Below are 19389 nucleotides of genomic sequence, written 5' to 3'. Positions count from 1 at the left end.
GCAGCCCAGACTGGCGGCCATCTGACAGCCCGGTGAGAAGTGCGCGCCCCTTGAGCCGCCCTTGGGCCATGCAGGCCCTGGGCGCGCGGGCGCGGCATCATGGCCGCTATGAGTGCGCCGCCCCTGCCTGCCCCTGGCCGCGTGTGGGCCCATGTGGGCCAGCCCTTTGCGCCTTCGCCCTACGACGTGGCTGTGGTGGGCGCCGGGCGCATGGGGGCCGCCGCCGCGCTGTTCCTGCGCCAGCAGGCTCCGGCCCTGCGGGTGCTGCTGGTGGAGGAAGGCGGGCTGCCCAATGAGGAAGGCGCGACCATTCTGGCCCCCGGCGTGTGGAGCCGCCTGGGCCTGGACCCCGCGCTGCACCCGGCGGCCGACTGGACCCGCGCGGCCCTGCAGGCCCTGGGGGATGTGGGCTGGGAGACGCGTCCCCTGGTGGCCCTGCATGCTGAAGCGGCCCCCGGGCGCGTGCCCACGCCGGAGGCCCTGGCCCCCTGGCCGGACAGTCTGGCCCTGGTGGACCCCGCCGCGCTGCCCTGGGCCGAGGTGGACCGGGACGCCGCCACCTACCGCCCCGGCCACGTGGCCCTGCACGCCGCACAGGCGGCCATCCGGGCAGGAGTGGACCTGTTGCTGAACACCCGCGCGGCACCCCAGCCCGGCGGGCGGCTGTACCTGGAACGTCTGACCGTCACGAACACCCACCAGATCGTGACCCACGAGACCCTGACTGTGCCGGTGCGCGCCGTGGTGCTGGCGGCCGGCGCCGGGGGGCCCTGGCTGGCCGAATGCGCGCTGGGCGTGCACACCCGCCACGCCCGCGCCTACCGCCAGACGCCGCACCTCGCGGCGCCCAGCACGGCGCAGAGCCCGGTGCTGCGCGCGGGCGGGCTGACCCTGCGCCCGCAGCACGGCGCCTATACCCTGATTCCGCCGCTGCACGGGCGCGATCCGCACGGCTACCAGCCCTCGGGCGGGCAACTGACCGGGGTGCCCACCGGCCTGCGGCGCGAAACCCTGGAAGATCTGGTGGCGCTGATGGACAGGCTGCCGGTGCTGGCCACAGACGCCCTGCACCTGGGCCGCAGCCTTGCGGACGTGCCGGGCGCGTGGCTGGCCCTGCCCGGCGGGCGCGCGAATGGTCTGCCCACCTTTGAAGCGCTGGACGAGCACACGTGGCTGCTGCTGGGTGGCCCCCAGGCCGACACGCTGGGACTGCACGCGGCGCAGGGGCTGGCGGAGGCGGTGGCGGGCGCACTGGGCTAAACGTCGCTCTCCGTTCCACCCCCGTCGCCGGCTGGCGCGGACATGCACGTCGTTCGTCGCAGATGGGTTGGGGGTGGCGCTCAGGTCCGCGCCCGGTGGCGCTGTGAGGGCACGTGAAGCTGGGTGGGTTGGGAGCAGTCCTGGGCCGCCCCTGGTCAGGCGTCGTCTGCTTTCAAGAGGGGTCGTCGGTGCCCGGCGGCCAGTGGCGGCCGATCTCGCTCTCAGGGTGCCCGGCCGCTCCGCAAGGGCCCGGGGCGGCGGTGTCAGAGCGGGAACCAGAGGACCTGAAGGGTTCACCTTCAGGTCCTCTGGGGCGAGCGGCGCGAGTGACCGCGACAGACAGCGGTTGAGGTGGCGGTGAGGGCCTCCCCTCAACGGAACACCGCTGTCAGACCGCTGCCGGCCCCAGGACAGGCCAGCACCCATTCAAGCGGCCTGTTCAGGACAGCGTCGCTCTGAACCGCGCCTTGCCCACCCGCTGCTCTGCTGGGCTCTGGGCAGGACAGGGCGCTTCCTGTCACTGCGCCACACACAGCTGGTTGGGGCCCTCACGGCGGGCGCGGTAATGCTCTTCATCGGCGGCGTTGAGCAGCAACTGGGCGCCCTGAAGAAAGCCCCGGCCGGCCAGACCGATGTACAGGGTGGGCGGGGTGTTCAGCCCCTGCGCCTTCCAGTCGTGGGCGGCCGCCGCCTCCAGCAGCCGCTGCAGGGCAATCTGGGCGCCGGCCGTGGGGGTATCCGGGAAGATCACCATGAACTTCCAGTCGTCAAAGCGGGCCACCACATCGGTTTCGCGCACGCTCTGTTCCAGCAACTGCCTCATGGTCTGCAGCACTGTGTCGGCCAGCAGCTGGCCCGCGCCGCCCACACTGACGGTGGTGACCTCCACGCCCACCACCGCCACCGACAGGTGGGTTTTGGCGCGCAGGCTGCGCTTGAAGTGCTGCGTGAGCTGCTCGGTGCCGTACAGCGCCGAGCGGGCGCCGCTTTGCAGGTCGTAAATGGAACTGCCCTTCCAGGTTTCCACCTGACGGCGCAACTCGTCGGCGCGCGCCGAGGCCTCGCCCAGCGCCGCTGCGAGGCTGGCCCGGACCTCGCGGCGTTCGCGCCGCAGCGCGAGGTGCAGCTCGGCCTGGGCCGCCGCGTCGCGCAGCTGCTGTTGACGCTGGTACTGACGCGCCTGGGCGGCGAGTTCCAGGGCCGCCCAGGCCTGCTCGTGCGCCAGGGCCTGGGCGGGGTCGCCCCTGGTCAGGGCCAGCGTGACCAGCAGCCGCTGCGCGCGCCGCTCGGCGCTGGACAGCCGCGCCCGCTGGCTGAGGGGCAGGGCCCGCTCCAGCAGGGTGGCTGCTTCGTCCGGGCGGCCCTGCTGCAGCAGGTACTCGGCCACGTTCAGCAGGGTGATCACCAGGACGTCCGGTTTGCCGGACGCCGCCGCCGCCGTCATGCTCCGCTCGAACACGGCGGTGGCCTGCGCGTGCTCATCGCGTTTGGCGTGGGCCGAGGCCATCAGGTTGAGGTAGCGGGTGTGCCGGCGGTCGTCGCCCAGCAGCGAGCTGAGCCCCGCCGCCCTGTCCAGAAACTGCAGCGCCCGGGCATGGTCGCCCTGAACGCCGTAGGAAACCCCCAGGCCGCCCAGCGCGTCGGCGTGGTCGGCGGTGCCTTCCAGGTGGGCCAAGTGCCCGGCCATGCGGTAGGCCCGGAAGGCCTCGTCGGGCTGGTTGGCGCGCATGTGCAGGCTGCCCAGGGCCAGCAGCACCGGCAGGTCCCTGGCCTGGGGCTTCTGGTCCTCGGTCAGGATCAGCGCCTGTTCGTAGGCACTGATGGCGGCCTGTTCATCGCCCAGCGCGCTGTACAGCTCGCCGGCCCGGCGCTGCGCCTGGGCGCGGGGTTCGTCGGCGCCCGCTTCCCCGGCCAGCGCGGCAGCCACGAGGCTGGCGGTCAGGGCCTGGACCGGCTGCGGCATCAGCAACTCGGCCTGCCGCAGCGCGCACTGCGTTTCCATGGCCGTGTCGTTCAGGCGCTCAAACCGGGCCTGCGCCGCGCGGGCCAAGGTCAGGGCCGCCTCACCGTCCAGCCGCAGGGCCAGCTGCACCTCAGTCTGCGCGGCGCGTGCCTCGTCGGCCAGTTCCACAGCCAGCGTATGGGCGTGCTGAAGCAGCGCCGTGGTGTCGGGCAGCGGGTGGTCGCCGCCCGCCAGGTCCAGCAGGGCGTCAATCCGCTCTGCGGTGCGCCGCTGGGGCAGATGAACCTCGTAGTGGGACAGCTCTGGCGGCAGCTCAGTCATGGGGCACCCCAGACGCCGTCATTGGGCTGGCGGCCGAGGGGGCAAAGGGGGCTCCAGAGGGTGCGGCGACACACCCGCCATTATGGCGGGGCCAGCACCCTCCGGCTGGGCCGGGCGCGGGTGAGGACAGGCCCCCGTGAGCGAAACGTCCTCCCAGCGCGGCCGGGCACCCGGGCGCGTCCCCCAGCCTTCAGGTCCAGGGCAGGGCCGATCTGGCCGCCCAGTAGGCCCCTGGCTCCTGCTTCAGAGCGGAAAGCAGCGGTTCAGCGTCCACAGTCACCCGCCGCGCCGCCAGATTCTGCGCCAACTGGTCCGGTGTGCCCGCCCCACTGAGCACCACGTCGGCCCACGGCTGGGCCAGCGCCGCGCCCAGGGCGACCGCGTCCGGGGTCACGCCCTGCGCGCGGGCGGCGTCCCGCAGCGCCGGGGGCACGTCGCCCTGCCCGGTCAGCCCGCGTGCACTCAGGCGGCCATTGGCCACCGCTTCCTTGACCACCACGGTCCAGCCTGCCGCGTGGGCTTCGGCCAGGGCGGGGCCCGCCGAGGGCTCCAGCAGGTTCCAGGTGGCCTGCACAGCGCCAAACGGACAGGCGCCGTCCACCTGCACCGCCAGGGCGCGGCGCAGGGTCTGGGCCTGCCCCGGCCCACTGGTGCTGAGGCCCACGCGCACGCCCCCCTGGGCCAGCTCCGCCAACTTCGAGAGCACCTCGGCGTTCTCCAGCACCCCCGAATCCAGCGTGGCCGAATGAATCAGGTACAGGTCCGGCGCGCGGCCCAGTGCCGCCTGGGTTTCGGGCCACTGGCGCGCCAGGGTGGCGAGGTCATGGGTCTTGACCTCATGCACCTCGGCGTCGGTGCGCCAGTCGGCCACGTAGGTGTAGCCCCACTTGCTGCCGATCACCGCGCCCTGGGGAAGGCGGTCCCGCAGCCACTCGCCCAGAAACGCCTCGGCCCGGCCGTAGCTGCGCGCGGCGTCGAAGTACCGCACGCCCGCCGCCCAGGCCGCGTCCAGTACCGCCCAGGTCTGGGCGCGCAGGTCGTCCACCCCCTTGCCGGGCAGGTCCGCGCCGTGCCCCAGGTTGATGTAGCCGGGGCGGCCCAGCGCGGCCAGCCCCAGGCCCAGTCGGGGGGTGCCGGGGGGCAAGGGGGTCAAGCGCCCCTCGTCAAGGCCGTGCGGTGGAGGGACAGGCGGGGCCAGAGGTCACAGCGGCGTTGGGTCATGCCCACAGGCTACGGCGCCATGTGGTCCGGCCACGCCCGCAACTCGGCGGCCAGCGCCGCCGACAGGGGCAGGCCCAGGTCCTCCGCCAGCTGCAGGGTCCAGGCCACGGCGTGGGTATACGCCTGTTCCAGTCCGGCGAGGTCCGCCGTGACGCTGGCGTAGCGGGCCAGGGCGGCTGCGCTGAGCTCTTGTTCGGCCGCGCGCGAGGCATTCGGCCAGTGTCCGGTTGCGCCTTCCTGCAGGCGGGCCAGCCGCAATAAGCCGCCCTGCACCCAGCCCAGCAGTTCGTGGGCCCGCACGCGCTCGCCGCGTGCCAGCACATTCAGCCCAAAGGCCAGCCAGTTCAGCAGGCGGTCCAGAAGGCGTGGCCCCTCACCCGCCGGGTCGGCGCGGCGCGTGGCCAGCACCGCCAGATGCCCGGCCAGTCGCCCGTCTGTGTCCCTCACCAGCATGCGCGCGGGGTGAACCTGCTGCGGGGTCCAGGTCTCGATCTCGGGCAGACGGGTGGCGGCCTCGACATGCAGTTCCACGCGGTGCAGGCCCGGAAGGATGGCCGTGGGCGTGCCGAACTCGTTGACCACGAAGTGCTGCACAGGCAGGTGTGCCCGCAGCCAGCCCTCGGCGCTCACCACTGCGCCAGGGGCGACAAAGGCCCAGTATTCCAGATCGCTCCAGGCGTCGGCGCGGCCCTGCGGCACGCTGCCGTAGGCGACCACGTGCGAAAAACGCGGATCGGCGCCCAGGACCGCGCGCAGCTGCCGGTCCTGGGCCAACAGGTCGGCCAGGCGCGCCTCAGTTCGCAATGATCGCCTCGGCCTCGATTTCCACCAGATGCAACGGGTCAATCAGGGCGGCCACCTGCACCATCGTGGTGGCCGGGCGAATGTCGCCAAAGACCTCGCCGTGGGCCGCGCCCACCTCGGCCCAGCGGGCGATATCTGTGACATAGATGCGGGTGCGGGTCACGTCTTCCAGCCGGGCGCCTGCCGTTTCCAGCGCGCGGCGGATGATCGCCAGAATCACCCGGGTCTGCTCGGCGGGGTCGCCTATCCCCACCACCTCGCCGTTCACAGTGGCGGTGGTGCCGGCCACCTGCACCACGTTGCCCACGCGCACGGCGCGAGAGTACCCCACCTGCGCTTCCCAGGGACTGCCACTGCTGATGTTCTGCCGCATGGGGCCCAGCGTACCGGGGCCGGGGTGGACGTGGGGCGGCCCAGGGCGGCACTCATACGGACTGCCGTCCATTTCTGGAACATCCAGGAAAGAACAGGATGTTCCCCGCCTTCGGCGCTGTTCCAGCCCAATTCCTGAGAATCCGTAGTTGTTCCTTCTCCGCTGCGCCGCTCTGCGAGTCCCTCTGATCGAAAAAGTTCCGTCACACCTGAGGGCATGTTTCGGAAACCAGATCAGTCCTTGTACAGCTCGCCCTTGCGCGGGCTCAGCGTCCAGGACTGCACCGCCCAGCCCTGCGCAGCGCGCTGCAGGTTCACGGTCAGGGTGAAGCGGTCGCCGTCAATGTATTCGCTGTCGGTGCGGGCGTCGGTCAGCCCCAGGATCACGGGCGCCACCACTTGCGCCCGGTCCGTCCGGTCCACGGTCAGCTCTACGCTGCCAAACGTGAAGTTGCCCAGCCGGTCCAGGGGCAGATCCACCTCTGGGCTGTCCAGGCGGTCCAGCCAGGGCCGGGCGCGCTGCACCGCCACGTCAATGCGGCGCTGCACCTCGGCGTTCTGGGCGGCGGTGCGGGGTGTGTCGCGGTACTGCGAGGCCACATGGCGCGCCAGCGTGCTCAGGTCGCCCAGCAGGCCGGCCGCCACCGCCAGGGGATCGGCCTTGAGTTCGGTCAGGGTGCCCGCGCCCACCCGGTAGGCCACGTAGCGCACGCTGCCGCTGCGGTCGTCACGGACCAGCACGTCGTCGCGGCCTCCCGTGCGGCGCACGGTGGTCACGGGGGCCCAGGCCGTGTCCAGATAATCGGGTTCGGCCTGCCGCGCCGGCACCGTCATCAGCGGCGGGCCAGCCACGATCCGGCCGCCCTGGGCGCGGTACAGCCGCAGGGTGGCCTGGGTGCCGCCCCCCACCAGCCCCAGGTATTCGCGCACGCCGGGGCCGCTGAACGAGCCCCCCAGCCCCAGGCGCGGGGCACTGAAGGGCACGCCCGCGCGCACCGGCCAGTCGCTCAGGCCGTAGTCGTTCATGGCGTGGCGGATGTCGGGGCCATAGTTGCCCAGCCACGTGCGAAAGCGGGCGGGCAGCTTCTGCACGAACGCCTGCGCCTCGCCGGGTTTGCCAATGGCCAGCAGGGTGGCGTAATCGGCCAGCACCTCGCCGCCGCCGGTTTTATCGGTCACCTGTTTCGTCAGGAAGCCGCGCAGCACCCCTGGAAAGGCCCGGGTGTTGTCCACGTACTGCCCACCCACGTACGAGTACACGTTCAGCAGGGGCACACTCTCGGCAAAGCTCAGGCCATAGGCGTAGGCAAACCGCCAGTCCGAGACGAACAGTTCCAGGGGCCCCTGGCCGTCCAGCTGCCGTGGAGTGATGGTTTCACTGTGGGCGCTGAACACGGTGAGCAGCTTTCTGGGCGGTGTGGTCAGCGAGTACAGCGTATGGGTAAAGCAGCAGTGTGCCCCGCCCGAAAACCCGGCCAGCAGCACCTCTGGCACGCCGTCGCCGGTCACGTCGCGGCACCAGTCTACGCTGACCGCCGTGTCGGAGACCGAAGCGTAGGTGGCGCCGCCCCGCACGAGGCTCACGCGGTCCTCGGGGTCGCCGAAGCCGTTTTCGGCCAGGCGCAGGGTGTAGGCCCCGCAGGTCTGGGTGCTGGTCTTCACTGGAGCGCGCGGCTCGTCCTGGGCGCGGGCGGAGGGCAGCGTCAGGGGCAGCAGGGCGAGGGTGAGCAGAAGCCAGCTCCGGGGTGGGGGCGCAGTGAACACAGGTTCAGTAAAGCACCTGCGTCTGCCCAGGCGCCTGCCTTGATTTTTCCGGGGCGCGGTGTACACTCGCCGCAGTCACCAGGGGTGCCGCTCACAGGGGGCGGCTGAGAGAACAGCGTGTTCAACCCTAGGAACCTGATCTGGTTTGTGCCAGCGGAGGGAGCGTGACGGGTGCCAAGGCCACGTGTGGTTTTTGCCCCCCTCCGAACGCGTGAGGGGGGCGTTGTTGTGTTGAGCCACTAAAAAAAGCGCATGAACACCGCCGGCTGAAGCGGTCTGCGGTTCATTTCTGGTGACGGTTCTCACCGCCCTTGCTGGGTGCCCTGCGCGCCCGGCCGTCCCTGCTCTGTTGCCTTTCGGAGGCCCCATGCCCACCCTGCCTGACCTGCCCCAGCCCACTCTGGACGCCGACCTGACCACCCCCTTTCCCGGCAGCGAGAAGGTGTACCTGAGCGGCACCTTGCACGCTGGCGTGCGCGTGCCCGCGCGGCGCATTCACCAGTCGCCCACCCTGGTGCGCGTGGGTGAATTGACCCGCAGCGTGCCCAACCCCCCGCTGCTGGTGCCCGACACCAGCGGCCCCTACACCGACCCCGCCGTGACCGTAGACCTGCGCGCCGGCCTGGGCCACGCCCGCCCCTGGCTAGCCGGTGACGCCCGGCTGGAGGTGCAGCCCCAGCGGCACCACCCCGCGCTGGACCGCAGCGGCCCGCTGCCTTTTCCCCGGGTGCCCCGGGCCCGCCGCGCCCGTCCCGGTGCCGACATCACCCAGTTGCAGGCCGCGCGCCGGGGCGAGATCACGCCCGAGATGGAATTCGTGGCCCTGCGCGAGTCGCTGCGCCAGGAAGAAGGCTTTGACCTGACCGCGCAGCACCCCGGGCAGGCGTTCGGGGCGAGCATCCCGCGCGAGATCACCCCCGAGTTCGTGCGCGCCGAGGTGGCGCGGGGCCGCGCGGTGATTCCCGCCAACATCAACCACCCGGAACTGGAACCCACGGTCATTGGCCGCAACTTTCGCGTGAAGGTGAACGCCAACCTGGGCACCAGCATCGTCACCAGTTCCATTCCGGAAGAGGTGGGCAAGATGATCTGGGCCGCGCGCTGGGGGGCCGATACCGTGATGGACCTGTCCACGGGCCGCCACATTCACCCCACCCGCGAGTGGATCATTCGCGGCAGCGCCGTGCCGGTGGGCACCGTGCCTATCTATCAGGCACTGGAAAAGGTGGGCGGCGTGGCCGAGGACCTGACCTGGGCGGTGTACCGCGACACCCTGATCGAGCAGGCCGAGCAGGGCGTGGATTACATGACGGTTCATGCGGGCGTGCGGCTCTCGCACCTGCCGCTGACCGCGCGGCGCCGCACCGGCATCGTCTCGCGCGGGGGGAGCATCCTGGGCAAGTGGTGCCTCGCGCACCATCAGGAGAACTTCCTGTACACGCACTTTGCGGAAGTGTGCGAGATCCTGGCCGCCTACGACGTCACCTTCAGCCTGGGCGACGGCCTGCGCCCCGGGTCCATTGAGGACGCCAACGACGCCGCGCAGTTTGCCGAACTGGACACGCTGGGCGAGCTGACCCGCGTGGCCTGGAAGCACGGGGTGCAGACCATGATTGAAGGCCCCGGCCACGTGCCCATGCAGCTGATCCGCGAGAACATGACCCGCCAGCTGGAGGTGTGCCAGGAAGCGCCCTTCTACACCCTGGGGCCGCTCACCACCGATATCGCGCCCGGCTACGACCACATCACCTCTGCCATTGGCGCCGCGCAGATCGCGTGGTACGGCACGGCGATGCTCTGCTACGTGACCCCCAAGGAACACCTGGGCCTGCCAGACCGCCAAGACGTGCGCGACGGCGTGATCGCCTACCGGATTGCCGCCCACGCCGCCGACCTCGCCAAGGGGCACCCCGGCGCCCAGGCCCGCGACAACGCCCTGAGCAAGGCCCGCTTTGAGTTCCGCTGGGCCGACCAGTTCAACCTGTCCCTGGACCCCGAGCACGCCCGCGCCCTGCACGACGAGACCCTGCCCGCCGAGGCCGCCAAGACCGCGCACTTCTGCTCCATGTGCGGCCCGCAGTTCTGCTCCATGAAGCTCAGCCACGACCTGCGCGCCCCCGAGGTGTTGGCCGGGCTGGAGGCCAAAGCGCAGGAGTTCCGCGCGCTGGGGAGCGAGATTTATGGGTGAGGGGGGAGGAGGTCTAAGGGTCGAAGGGTCTGAGGGTCTAAGGGCAGTGGGTCGGGGCGTCGAAGGGTTGAGGGATCAAGGGGGCCCGGCTGAAGGGCAGGCGGGTCTTTTTCAAAAGGCAGCCCCCCAGCGCGCCGAGGGGGTCTTGACCTCTCGACCCCTGGACCTCTCGACGGGCGCCGCTGAACAGGCCCCGGTAGCCCACGATGTCGCCTCGCCCCTTCGCCCCTTCGCCCCTTCGACGCGCCCCCTGGGGCGCCTCTACCTCGTCGCCACCCCCCGCCCCGGCCAGCCGGAAAGCGAGTTCCTGGCCCGGATCGCGGCGGCCCTGGACGGCGGCGTAGACACCCTGCAACTGCGCTGCAAAGACTGGGAAGCGCGGCCGTACATCGCATTGGGCGAGAAGGTGGCGGCGCTGGCTCAGGCGCGCGGGGTGCCCTTTTTCATCAATGACCGCGTGGACGTGGCGCTGGCCTGCGGCGCGGACGGCGTGCACCTGGGGCAGGGGGACCTGCCGCCTGCGTGGGCGCGGCGGCTGGGGCCGGAGCTGCGCGTGGGCCTCAGCACCCACGCGCCCGCGCAGGCCGAAGAAGCACTGGCGCAGGGGCCCGCGTATCTGGCCGCCGGGCCGGTTTATGCCACGCCCACCAAGCCGGGCCGCGCCCCAGCGGGGCTGGCCTACATCCGGCAGGTGGCGGCGCTGCGCCTCCACGTGCCCTGGTACGCGATTGGCGGCCTGGACGCGGGCAGTATCCACGAGGTGCTGGCGGCCGGCGCCACCCGCGTGGCGGTGGTGCGCGCGGTGCTGGACGCCCGCGACCCCGCGCAGGCGGCGGCCGAACTGTGCGCCGCGCTGCAGAAGGTCAGTCCATGCGAGTGAACGGCGAGGCCCACCCCTACACCCCAGGCCTGACCCTGTGGACGCTGCTGCGCGACCTGAACGTGGACCCGGCGCGCGTGGCGGTGGCCGTGAACGACGACTTCTACCCCGGCGCCCGCGTGCCGGACCGGGACCTAAAGGACGGCGATGTCATTGAAATCGTGCGGATTCTGGGAGGGGGCTAAGGGTGCAGGCTGATCCGTTTCACCTGGGCGGGCGTACCTTCACGTCCCGCCTGCTGGCCGGCACCGGCAAATTCCACGACTTTGGCCTGATGCGCGAGGCCCTGGCCGCCAGCGGCGCACAGATCGTCACCGTGGCCATTCGCCGCGTGGACCTGAAGGCCCCCGGCCATGACGGCCTGCTGGACGCGCTGGACTGGGACCGCCTGCAGCTGCTGCCCAACACCGCCGGCTGCCGCACCACCGCCGAGGCCGTGCGGGTGGCCCGGCTGGCCCGCGCCGCCACGGGCACGAACTGGATCAAGCTGGAAGTCATTCCCGACCCCCGTTACCTGCTGCCCGACCCGGTGGGCACCCTGGCCGCCGCCGAAGAACTCGCCGCTGACGGCTTCATCGTCCTGCCCTACGTGCAGCCCGACGCGGTGCTGGCCCGCGCGCTGGAGCGGGCCGGCTGCGCCGCCGTGATGCCCCTGGCCAGCCCCATTGGCACTGGGCGCGGCCTGCGCACCCCGGACCTGCTGGCCACCGTGCTGGACGGTGCCGGGGTGCCGATCATCGTCGACGCGGGCCTGGGGGTGCCCAGCGACGCCGCCCAGGCCCTGGAACTGGGCGCCGACGCCGTGCTGGTGAACACCGCCATTGCCGAGGCCCGCGATCCGGTGGGTATGGCCCACGCCTTTGCCCTGGGCGTGCAGGCCGGGCGCGCGGCGTTCCTGGCCGGGCGTATGGCGGCACGCACTCATGCCAGCCCCAGCAGCCCGGTGCAGGGCGTGCCCCGCTTACCCGACCCGGAGGTGCCGGTGTGAAGGGGTCTAAGGGTCGAAGAGTCAAAGGGTCTAAGGGGGGCTGGGGCCACGGGGGGAGCTTGTGGCGGGGCGCCAGTCGAGGTGTTGAGGGGTCCAGAGGTGGAGAAAGGCTGGTTCTCGACGCCTCGACTGCTGGACTTCTCGACCCGTGCGCGTCCCGCTCATGACGGCCCGCGAAGTCATCGTGGTGGGCGGCGGCCTGGTCGGCGCGCTGGTGGCCTTCACGTTGCGCCAGGCCGGAGCAGATGTGCTTGTGCTGGACGCGGGGCGGCGGGGAGCGGCGTGGCGGGCGGCGGCGGGCCTGCTGACGCCAGACGGCGAGGGACTGACCGGCACCGCCCTGCACGCCGAGGCCCTGGACAGCCTGCGCCGCTGGCCCGCGCTGGTGGCCGCCCTGGACAGGGCCAGCGGGCAGCCGGTCTTTTACCGGGAAGGGGTGCGCCGTCAGCAAGCCGGTGGGGGAGAGGCCGTCACCCCTGGCGAGGCCCGCCTGCACCCGCCGTCGGTGGTGCGCGCCGCGCGGGCCGGGGCAGAGGTGCGGCGGGCCCAGGTGCTGGCCCTGCACCCGGGGCCGCGTGGGGTGACGGTGGTAGCAGATGCGGGGGGCTGGACCGCCCAGACGGTGGTTCTGGCGGCAGGGGTGTGGAGCGCGGCCTTTGGGGTCACGGTGAGGCCCGTGCAGGGGCAGGCCCTGCTGCTGGAAAGCCCCGCCGATGTGGGGGCCGTGTACGGTCCACCCACCCGGGGCTTTTCCCGCTACGCCCTCTCGCGCCCCGACGGCGTGTATGTGGGCGCCACCGCCCGCGCCTCGTGGGCCACCACGCCAGACCCGCACGCGGCGCGCTGGTTGCGGGGGGTGGCCGGGCAACTGGTGCCGGGCGTCACCGCCCCGGTGCAGACCCGGCTGGTGGGCCTGCGCCCCGTTACCCCGGATGGAATGCCGCTGGTGGCGCCGCATCCTGGCCTGCCCGGCGTGCTGGTCGCCACCGGCCACGGGCGGCACGGCGCGCTGCTGGCCCCGGCCACGGCGGCGCGGGTGCTGGCGCTGGTGCAGGCGGGGGTACCCGCATGACGGTGCCGGTGGCCCTGAGCATTGCGGGCTCGGATTCCGGGGGTGGGGCCGGGATTCAGGCCGACCTCAAGACCTTTGAAGCGCACGGCGTGTACGGCACCAGCGTCCTGACCCTGATCACGGCCCAGAACACCTGCGGCGTGCACGGCGCGTGGCCACTGCCCCCCGAACAGGTTTCGGCGCAACTGGAGGCGGTGCTGGCGGACTTTCCGGTGGCAGCGGTGAAAACAGGGGCGCTGGGCAACGCAGCCATCATTCAGGCGGTGGCGGGCGTGCTGCGGCCCCGGGCTTTGCCGCTGGTCGTGGACCCGGTGATGCTGGCCAAGAGCGGCGACGCCCTGCTGGCCCCTGACGCGCTGGACGCCCTGCTGCGCGACCTCCTGCCGCTGGCCACCCTGGTCACGCCCAACGCCCCCGAGTGGGCGGCCTTGCAGGCGGCGGGGGCCCCCCCGGACCTGCCGCTGCTGCTTAAGGGCGGGCATGTCCCCGGCGAAACGGTGGTGGACGAATTGCGGGCCGGTGGGCAGCACTTCACCCTGACCGCGCCCCGGCAGCCCACCCGCCACACCCACGGCACCGGCTGCACCCTCTCGGCGGCGATCACGGCGCAGCTGGCACGGGGCAAGTCCTTGCCCGACGCGGTTCGGCTGGCCCACGCCTACCTGCAAGCGGCCCTGCGGCACGCGCCGGGGCTGGGCGCGGGGCATGGCCCGCTGGGACACGCCCGCGCGGCCCAGGGCCATGACCACTTGTCCGTCTCAGCGGGCCACGGCCGGACCTAACAGCGCCCTCTGTGCAGCGGCCTGCCTGCTGTGCGACCTGCGCCACACCCAACCTAACGAGCGTTAGGTACACTGGGAGACAACTCTCAATGGAGGTGGCCCCATGACCCAACCCCAGACCTTTCCCAACGGCGAAACCGCCGAGCAGCATGCCGCATTCGAGGCCCGCATTGCGCGCGGCGAGAAAATAGAAAGCGGCGACTGGATGCCCGCCGAGTACCGCCGCCAGCTGATCCGCATGATTTCCCAGCACGCCCACAGCGAAGTGGTGGGCATGCTGCCCGAAGGCGAGTGGATCACGCGCGCGCCTACCCTGAAGCGCAAGACGATTCTGATGGCCAAGGTGCAGGACGAGGCCGGGCACGGACAGTACCTCTACCACGCCGCCGAAACGCTGGGCGCCACCCGCGAGGAAATGCTCCAGGCCCTTCTCAGTGGCAAGGCCAAGTACTCCAGCATCTTCAACTACCCCACCCACACCTGGGCGGACGTGGGGATGATCGGCTGGCTGGTGGACGGCGCCGCCATTAAGAACCAGACCATGCTGGCGGGCTGCTCTTATGGCCCCTACAGCCGCGCGATGGTGCGGATCTGCAGCGAGGAAACCTTCCACCACAAGCAGGGCAAGGAAATGATCGTGGCCTACGCCCAGGGCACGCCCGAGCAAAAGCAGATGGCCCAGGACGCCCTGAACCGCTGGTGGTGGCCCGCCATGATGATGCTGGGGCCGCACGACGCCGACAGCCCCAACACGGGCGCGCTGGCGAAGTGGGGCATCAAGCTGAAAACCAACGACGAGGTGCGCCAGGAGTTCATTAATGAGCATGTCCCCGAACTGCTGGAAGCTGGCCTGACCATCCCCGACCCGGATCTGCACCAGGACGAGCAGGGCAACTGGCGCCACGGCCCGATTGACTGGACCGAGTTCTGGGCGGTCATCAAGGGCGAGCAGGGTCTGAACAGGGAGCGCCTGGGCACCCGCCAGGCCGCCCACGACGACGGCGCCTGGGTGCGCGAGGCGCTGCAGGCCTACACGGACCGGCAGCGCGCGGACGCGGCGGATTAACCCCTCAGTCGCCTCCAGCGACAGCTCCCCTGAGAGGGGAGCCAAAACGCTCTTCCCGGCTCCCCTTCAAGGGGAGCTGTCCGCGAAGCAGACAGAGGGGTTTGCCCCCCACCAAGGACACCCATGACACACCCCCAACCCGACACCCAGTGGCCCCGCTGGGAAGTGTTCAAGCAGGATGCCCCCGGGCGGCCTCACCAGGCCGTGGGCAGCGTCCATGCCGGTGACCCCCAGCACGCCCTGCTGACCGCGCGCAACGTGTTTGTGCGCCGCCCCGCCGCCGTGAGCCTGTGGTGCGTGCGCGAGAGCGACCTGCTGACCGCCACCCCCGAAGAGCTGACCACCCGCCCGGCTGTGCTGGACACGGCGGGCGAGGCCGGCACCTACCACCTGGGCGTGAAGCGCACGCACAAACGCTCCATGACCTTTGTGGACCTCGTGGACACCGTGCAGGCCGCTGGCCCTGGCGACGCGCTGCGCCAGGCCCAGGCCGCCCACCCGGACGCTCTGGCGTGGCTGGTGTTCCCGGACCGCGCCGCCGTGCGCACCGACGAGGACCCCGGTACGGTCGAAAGCTGGTTTGCCCCCGCCAGGGAAAAAACCTACAAGCAGCAGCAGTTTTACGGCGTGATTGGCCGCCACATCGGGGAACTGAAGCGCGCGGGCCTGATGCCGGGCCGCGCCCCCACCGAGGAGGGCGCATGACCGCCGCCATCGAAGCCCTGAGCACCGCCCAGACCCAGGCCCTGATTCGCCGGCTGACCGCCCTGGCCGACGACGAGATCATCCTGGCGCACCGGGGCGGCGAATGGACCGGGCACGCGCCCATTCTGGAAGAGGACATTGCCCTGGCGAACATTGCCCAGGACGAGCTGGGCCACGCGACCCTGTACCTGGGCCTGCGCACCGAGCTTGACGGCACCGACCCCGACCGCCTCGCCTTTTTCCGGGACGCCGACGAGTACACGAGCACCCGTTTCGTGGAATTGCCGCGCGGCGACTGGGCCTTTACGATGCTGCGCCAGTTTCTGTACGACACCTTTGAAGCCCTGTGGCTGGAGGCCGCCACCCGCAGCACCTACGCGCCCCTGGCTGCGGTGGCCGCCAAGGCCGTGCGCGAGGAGAAATTCCACGTGCAGCACACGGCGCTGTGGGCCGAGCGCCTCGCCCTGGGCACCGAGGAAAGCCGCCGCCGCACCCAGACGGCCCTGGAGGGGCTGTGGCCCCACGCGGCTCAGTTGTTTCAGCCGGTGGAGGGCGAGGCCGAACTGGTCGCCGCTGGCCTCGTGCCTGACCTCGGCGCCGTGCAGGCCCGCTGGCACGACCTCGTGACCCGGCATCTGGCCGACAAATGCGGCCTGATCCTGCCCGAGACCGGCGCCGAGCCTGCTCCCCGCACTGTCCACACCGAGCACCTCGCGCCCCTGCTGGCCGAGATGCAGCGCGTGGCCCGCGAGCACCCGAACGCGGAGGTCTGGTAATGGGGGCAGATGGTGGATGGCACATGGCACATGGCGAGCAGCCACCTGCCATTGACCATCTGCCATCGGCGGTCTGGAAGGCCCTCGCGGCCGTTCCAGACCCGGAAATTCCTGTGGTCAGCATCACCGACATGGGCATGGTGCGGGACGTGACGGTGGACAGCGGCGGGCGGGTGCAGGTGACCTTTACGCCCACCTTCAGCGGGTGCCCGGCGCTGCATGTGATTCGGGAGAGTATTGAACAGGCGGTGCGGGCCCTGGGCGTGCAGGACGTGGAGGTGCGCAGCACCCTCACGCCGCCCTGGACCACGGACTGGATTAACGAGGACGCCCGCGAACGCCTGCGCCAGTACGGCATTGCGCCGCCCGCCCCAGCCGGGGAAGGGCCGCTGATTCAACTGGACGCTGAGCCCACGCGCTGTCCCCGGTGCAGCAGCCTGAACGTGCGCATGACCGCCAGTTTCGGCCCGACCCTGTGCAAGCGGATGTACGTCTGCGACAGCTGCAAAGAACCGTTCGAAGGATTCAAGAGCGTGTGAGCTTGAACTGATGCGACGTCTTGATGAGCTTGATTTCAATGGTGGGCGCGTGACGCATATAGAACGCGACCTAGACCTCACCCTCTCAGTGGGCGAGCAGCAGGATGTGCTCAGAGAGGATCTCCTTCAAGTGGTCTATCCGGATGGATGCCGCATGATTGATGTTGGTTTCTATGGGCACTGGCCTGAAGGAGAGTTCGTGGTTCTCGGTGTCCGTAATGGTCAGTGGGAGTCGCCAATGTTCAGTGAGCGGACTCAACAACTCGCGACAGTCGCGGAACTTATTCAAGCAGCCGTAGTTGCCTTGACGAGGATGCAGAGTGAGTGACGCGCTTTCACGCTGTGTAGCGAGAAGCTGGAAAAGTGCTGGTATCGTCAGGGCTTTCACGGTTTAGGTGCTTATCCGCGAGTTCAGATTCTAAGATGTTCAGTTTTCAGGAGTCCCCATGACCCAATCCACACTCCCCGAACTTCTTCGCCCCGCCTCTTACGTTTACGGGACGTGGCACAGCAACAACGACGGGCAGACGCTCGTTGACGCCGTGTATGGCCGCCCTGTCGCCGTTATTTCCTCCGAAGGCATTGATTTCGCCCAGGCGCTGGCCTACGGGCGTGCAAAAGGCGCGGCGCTGCGGCGCATGACCTTTCACGAACGGGCGCGCGCCCTGAAAGCCCTGGGGACCTATCTGCTGGAGCGCAAAGAAGCCTATTACCAGCTGAGCGCCCTGACCGGCGCCACCCGCCGCGACTCGTGGGTGGACATTGAAGGCGGGATTGGCACGCTGTTTTCTTACGCGTCCATGGCCCGGCGCGAGCTGCCCGACGAGCGCTTCTGGCCCGACGGCAAGGTGGAACGCCTGGGCCGTGAGGGCACCTTTGTGGGCCGCCACCTGCTGGTGCCGCGCGAAGGCGTGGCGGTGCAGATCAACGCCTTTAACTTTCCGGTGTGGGGCATGCTGGAAAAGCTGGCCCCGGCGATCATTGGCGGCATGCCCAGCCTGGTCAAGCCCGCGCCGCAGACCGCTTACGTGACCGAGCGTGTGGTGCGCGACATCATGGCCTCGGGGCTGCTGCCCGAAGGCGCGCTGCAACTGGTGACCGGCGACCCCGGCGACCTCCTGGACCATGTGGAAGAGCAGGACATGGTGGCGTTTACCGGCTCGGCGGCCACGGCGGCCAAGCTGCGGGTGCACCCCAACATCGTGGCGCGCAACGTGCCCTTTAATACCGAGGCCGACAGCCTCAATGCCTCGGTGCTGGGCCTGAGCGTGAAGCCCGAGGACCCCGAGTTTGCCCTGTTCGTGCGCGAGGTCGCCCGCGAGATGACCGGCAAGGCGGGCCAGAAGTGCACCGCCATTCGCCGCGCCATCGTGCCCGCGCATCTGGTGGAGGCCGTGACCGAGGGGCTGCGCAAGGAACTGGGCAAGGTCACGATGGGCGACCCCGCCCGCGACGACGTGCGCATGGGCGCCCTGGTGAGTGTGGAGCAGCGTGAGCGGGTGCGCGAAACGCTGGCAAAGTTGCAGAGTGAGGCCCGCATCGTCATCAGCGGCGAAGCCCAGTTGCTGGGCGGCGACCGCGAGAAGGGCGCGTTCCTGGACCCCACCGTGCTGCTGTGCGAGTCGCCGCTGACCGCCAAGGGCCCCCACGAACTCGAAGCCTTCGGGCCGGTGGCGACCCTGCTGCCCTACGACTCGCTGGCGGACGCCATTCACCTCACCCAGCTGGGCCGGGGCTCGCTGGCGGGCAGCATCGTGAGCCATGACCGCGCCGAGGCCACCGAACTGGTCCTGGGCATGGCCAGCACCCACGGGCGCCTGCTGGTCCTGAACCGCGAGAACGCCAAGGAAAACACCGGCCACGGCTCGCCGCTGCCGCAGCTGAACCACGGTGGCCCCGGGCGCGCGGGCGGCGGCTCGGAACTGGGCGGGCTCTCGGCGGTGCGTCACCACATGAACCGCGTGGCGGTGCAGGCCGACCCCACCACCCTGGCGGCGATCACCCGCGAGTATGTGCCCGGCGCGCAGGTACAGGAAGACGGCGTGCACCCCTTCCGCAAGTCCTTTGACGAAATCCAGGTGGGCGACAGCCTGCTCACCCACCGCCGCACCGTCACCGAGGCCGACATCGTGAACTTTGCCAACGTGTCGGGCGACCACTTTTATGCCCACGTGGACGAAATCGGCGCCAGGGAAGGCATCTTCGGCAAGCGGGTGGCGCACGGGTACTTCGTGCTGTCGGCGGCGGCGGGGCAATTCGTGTGGCCCGCGCCGGGGCCGGTGCTGGCGAACTACGGCTTGGAAGGGCTGCGGTTCATTGAGCCGGTGGGCATTGGCGACACCATCCGCACCCGCCTGACCTGCAAGCGCAAGATCCGCAAGGACCTGCGCCCCGGTGAAACGCGCCCCACCGGTGTGGTGGAGTGGCGTGCGGAAATCACCAACCAGGACGGCGCGCTGGTCGCCACCTACGACATCCTGACCCTGGTGGAACGCGCCCGCGACGCCTTTGACCCCCCCCTGGACGCTGCCCAGGCCTGAAGCCCCCCAGGGGCCATTGGACGATGGCTGCTTTGCTTTCCGGGCACTGAAAGACGGCCGGGTGGTCGTGTCGTGGTACGGCTGCCCGGTGACCATCCTGGCCCCGGCCAGGGTACCGAATGCTTGCTGGCGCGAGTCGGCCTGGACG

The 19389-nt window shown here is 70.6% G+C and carries 18 protein-coding genes and 1 riboswitch; of the genes, 13 read left to right on the top strand and 5 right to left on the bottom strand.

The window, feature by feature from the left end:
• Positions 1–108 precede the first annotated feature (108 nt).
• A complete protein-coding gene (locus KMW22_RS10585) occupies positions 109–1260 on the top strand; it encodes an FAD-dependent oxidoreductase (protein WP_221090017.1) in 1152 nt (383 codons plus the stop codon).
• 517 nt (positions 1261–1777) lie between these two features.
• Here the strand turns inward: KMW22_RS10585 and KMW22_RS10580 are convergent.
• The 5 genes from KMW22_RS10580 to KMW22_RS10560 form a co-directional block, all read right to left on the bottom strand.
• Positions 1778–3544, bottom strand: a complete 1767-nt coding sequence (locus KMW22_RS10580; RefSeq protein WP_221090016.1) for a tetratricopeptide repeat-containing diguanylate cyclase — start codon at positions 3542–3544, stop codon at positions 1778–1780.
• Between the two features lie 190 nt (positions 3545–3734).
• On the bottom strand, positions 3735–4697 hold the full coding sequence (locus KMW22_RS10575) for an aldo/keto reductase (RefSeq protein WP_221090015.1): 963 nt from the start codon (positions 4695–4697) through the stop codon (positions 3735–3737).
• 77 nt (positions 4698–4774) lie between these two features.
• A complete protein-coding gene (locus KMW22_RS10570; protein ID WP_221090014.1) occupies positions 4775–5569 on the bottom strand; it encodes a hypothetical protein in 795 nt (264 codons plus the stop codon).
• Positions 5559–5942 carry a RidA family protein gene (locus tag KMW22_RS10565; RefSeq protein WP_221090013.1) on the bottom strand — a complete coding sequence of 128 codons (384 nt, stop codon included), beginning with the start codon at positions 5940–5942 and terminating at the stop codon, positions 5559–5561. Before KMW22_RS10565 ends, KMW22_RS10570 begins: the two co-directional genes overlap by 11 nt.
• Positions 5943–6175: 233 nt before the next feature.
• The gene (locus tag KMW22_RS10560; RefSeq protein ID WP_221090012.1) at positions 6176–7705 is read right to left on the bottom strand and encodes a hypothetical protein; all 1530 of its coding nucleotides are present in this window, start codon (positions 7703–7705) and stop codon (positions 6176–6178) included.
• 70 nt (positions 7706–7775) lie between these two features.
• Positions 7776–7885, top strand: a riboswitch (TPP riboswitch).
• Positions 7886–8072: 187 nt separating this feature from the next.
• Between KMW22_RS10560 and thiC the strand changes: the two genes are divergently transcribed.
• The 12 genes from thiC (at position 8073) to paaZ (ending at position 19241) form a co-directional block, all read left to right on the top strand.
• Positions 8073–9893, top strand: a complete 1821-nt coding sequence (gene thiC / locus KMW22_RS10555) for a phosphomethylpyrimidine synthase ThiC (protein WP_221090011.1) — start codon at positions 8073–8075, stop codon at positions 9891–9893.
• A 145-nt stretch (positions 9894–10038) separates the two neighbouring features.
• Positions 10039–10773: a thiamine phosphate synthase gene (thiE, locus tag KMW22_RS10550; RefSeq protein WP_407928437.1), complete on the top strand. Its 735-nt coding sequence runs from the start codon at positions 10039–10041 to the stop codon at positions 10771–10773.
• Entirely contained in the window at positions 10764–10958 is a 195-nt protein-coding gene (gene thiS / locus KMW22_RS10545) for a sulfur carrier protein ThiS (RefSeq protein WP_221090009.1), read from the top strand. Before thiE ends, thiS begins: the two co-directional genes overlap by 10 nt.
• A 2-nt stretch (positions 10959–10960) precedes the next feature.
• A complete protein-coding gene (locus KMW22_RS10540) occupies positions 10961–11761 on the top strand; it encodes a thiazole synthase (RefSeq protein ID WP_221090008.1) in 801 nt (266 codons plus the stop codon).
• A gap of 148 nt (positions 11762–11909) precedes the next feature.
• On the top strand, positions 11910–12833 hold the full coding sequence (locus KMW22_RS10535; RefSeq protein WP_328774661.1) for an FAD-dependent oxidoreductase: 924 nt from the start codon (positions 11910–11912) through the stop codon (positions 12831–12833).
• The gene (gene thiD, locus KMW22_RS10530; RefSeq protein WP_221090007.1) at positions 12830–13615 is read left to right on the top strand and encodes a bifunctional hydroxymethylpyrimidine kinase/phosphomethylpyrimidine kinase; all 786 of its coding nucleotides are present in this window, start codon (positions 12830–12832) and stop codon (positions 13613–13615) included. The genes KMW22_RS10535 and thiD overlap by 4 nt, the downstream gene beginning before the upstream one ends.
• Before the next feature lie 103 nt (positions 13616–13718).
• Positions 13719–14681 (top strand): 1,2-phenylacetyl-CoA epoxidase subunit PaaA, encoded by a 963-nt coding sequence (gene paaA / locus KMW22_RS10525; RefSeq protein ID WP_221090006.1) that lies wholly within the window; start codon positions 13719–13721, stop codon positions 14679–14681.
• A 123-nt stretch (positions 14682–14804) separates the two neighbouring features.
• The gene (locus KMW22_RS10520; protein ID WP_221090005.1) at positions 14805–15386 is read left to right on the top strand and encodes a phenylacetic acid degradation protein; all 582 of its coding nucleotides are present in this window, start codon (positions 14805–14807) and stop codon (positions 15384–15386) included.
• On the top strand, positions 15383–16162 hold the full coding sequence (gene paaC, locus KMW22_RS10515; protein ID WP_221090004.1) for a 1,2-phenylacetyl-CoA epoxidase subunit PaaC: 780 nt from the start codon (positions 15383–15385) through the stop codon (positions 16160–16162). The genes KMW22_RS10520 and paaC overlap by 4 nt, the downstream gene beginning before the upstream one ends.
• Before the next feature lie 23 nt (positions 16163–16185).
• A complete protein-coding gene (gene paaD, locus KMW22_RS10510; protein WP_221090003.1) occupies positions 16186–16701 on the top strand; it encodes a 1,2-phenylacetyl-CoA epoxidase subunit PaaD in 516 nt (171 codons plus the stop codon).
• A gap of 10 nt (positions 16702–16711) precedes the next feature.
• Positions 16712–17029 (top strand): hypothetical protein, encoded by a 318-nt coding sequence (locus KMW22_RS10505; RefSeq protein WP_221090002.1) that lies wholly within the window; start codon positions 16712–16714, stop codon positions 17027–17029.
• A 118-nt stretch (positions 17030–17147) separates the two neighbouring features.
• Positions 17148–19241 (top strand): phenylacetic acid degradation bifunctional protein PaaZ, encoded by a 2094-nt coding sequence (gene paaZ, locus KMW22_RS10500; RefSeq protein ID WP_221090001.1) that lies wholly within the window; start codon positions 17148–17150, stop codon positions 19239–19241.
• The last annotated feature ends 148 nt before the right edge of the window (positions 19242–19389 follow it).

Origin of the sequence: Deinococcus aquaedulcis, assembly GCF_019693445.1 — a bacterium.
GTDB classification, from domain to species: Bacteria; Deinococcota; Deinococci; order Deinococcales; family Deinococcaceae; genus Deinococcus; species Deinococcus aquaedulcis.
This window is presented reverse-complemented; position numbering and strand designations above follow the sequence as displayed.

Excerpts from the sequence above, each read along its gene's own strand:
- thiS (WP_221090009.1), top strand. The coding sequence starts at position 10,764 with ATGCGAGTGAACGGCGAGGCCCACCCCTACACCCCAGGCCTGACCCTG.
- paaZ (WP_221090001.1), top strand. The coding sequence starts at position 17,148 with ATGACCCAATCCACACTCCCCGAACTTCTTCGCCCCGCCTCTTACGTT.
- KMW22_RS10565 (WP_221090013.1), bottom strand. The coding sequence starts at position 5,942 with ATGCGGCAGAACATCAGCAGTGGCAGTCCCTGGGAAGCGCAGGTGGGG.
- thiC (WP_221090011.1), top strand. The coding sequence starts at position 8,073 with ATGCCCACCCTGCCTGACCTGCCCCAGCCCACTCTGGACGCCGACCTG.
- paaA (WP_221090006.1), top strand. The coding sequence starts at position 13,719 with ATGACCCAACCCCAGACCTTTCCCAACGGCGAAACCGCCGAGCAGCAT.
- KMW22_RS10505 (WP_221090002.1), top strand. The coding sequence starts at position 16,712 with ATGCGACGTCTTGATGAGCTTGATTTCAATGGTGGGCGCGTGACGCAT.
- paaD (WP_221090003.1), top strand. The coding sequence starts at position 16,186 with ATGGCACATGGCGAGCAGCCACCTGCCATTGACCATCTGCCATCGGCG.
- paaC (WP_221090004.1), top strand. The coding sequence starts at position 15,383 with ATGACCGCCGCCATCGAAGCCCTGAGCACCGCCCAGACCCAGGCCCTG.
- KMW22_RS10580 (WP_221090016.1), bottom strand. The coding sequence starts at position 3,544 with ATGACTGAGCTGCCGCCAGAGCTGTCCCACTACGAGGTTCATCTGCCC.
- KMW22_RS10520 (WP_221090005.1), top strand. The coding sequence starts at position 14,805 with ATGACACACCCCCAACCCGACACCCAGTGGCCCCGCTGGGAAGTGTTC.
- KMW22_RS10585 (WP_221090017.1), top strand. The coding sequence starts at position 109 with ATGAGTGCGCCGCCCCTGCCTGCCCCTGGCCGCGTGTGGGCCCATGTG.
- thiD (WP_221090007.1), top strand. The coding sequence starts at position 12,830 with ATGACGGTGCCGGTGGCCCTGAGCATTGCGGGCTCGGATTCCGGGGGT.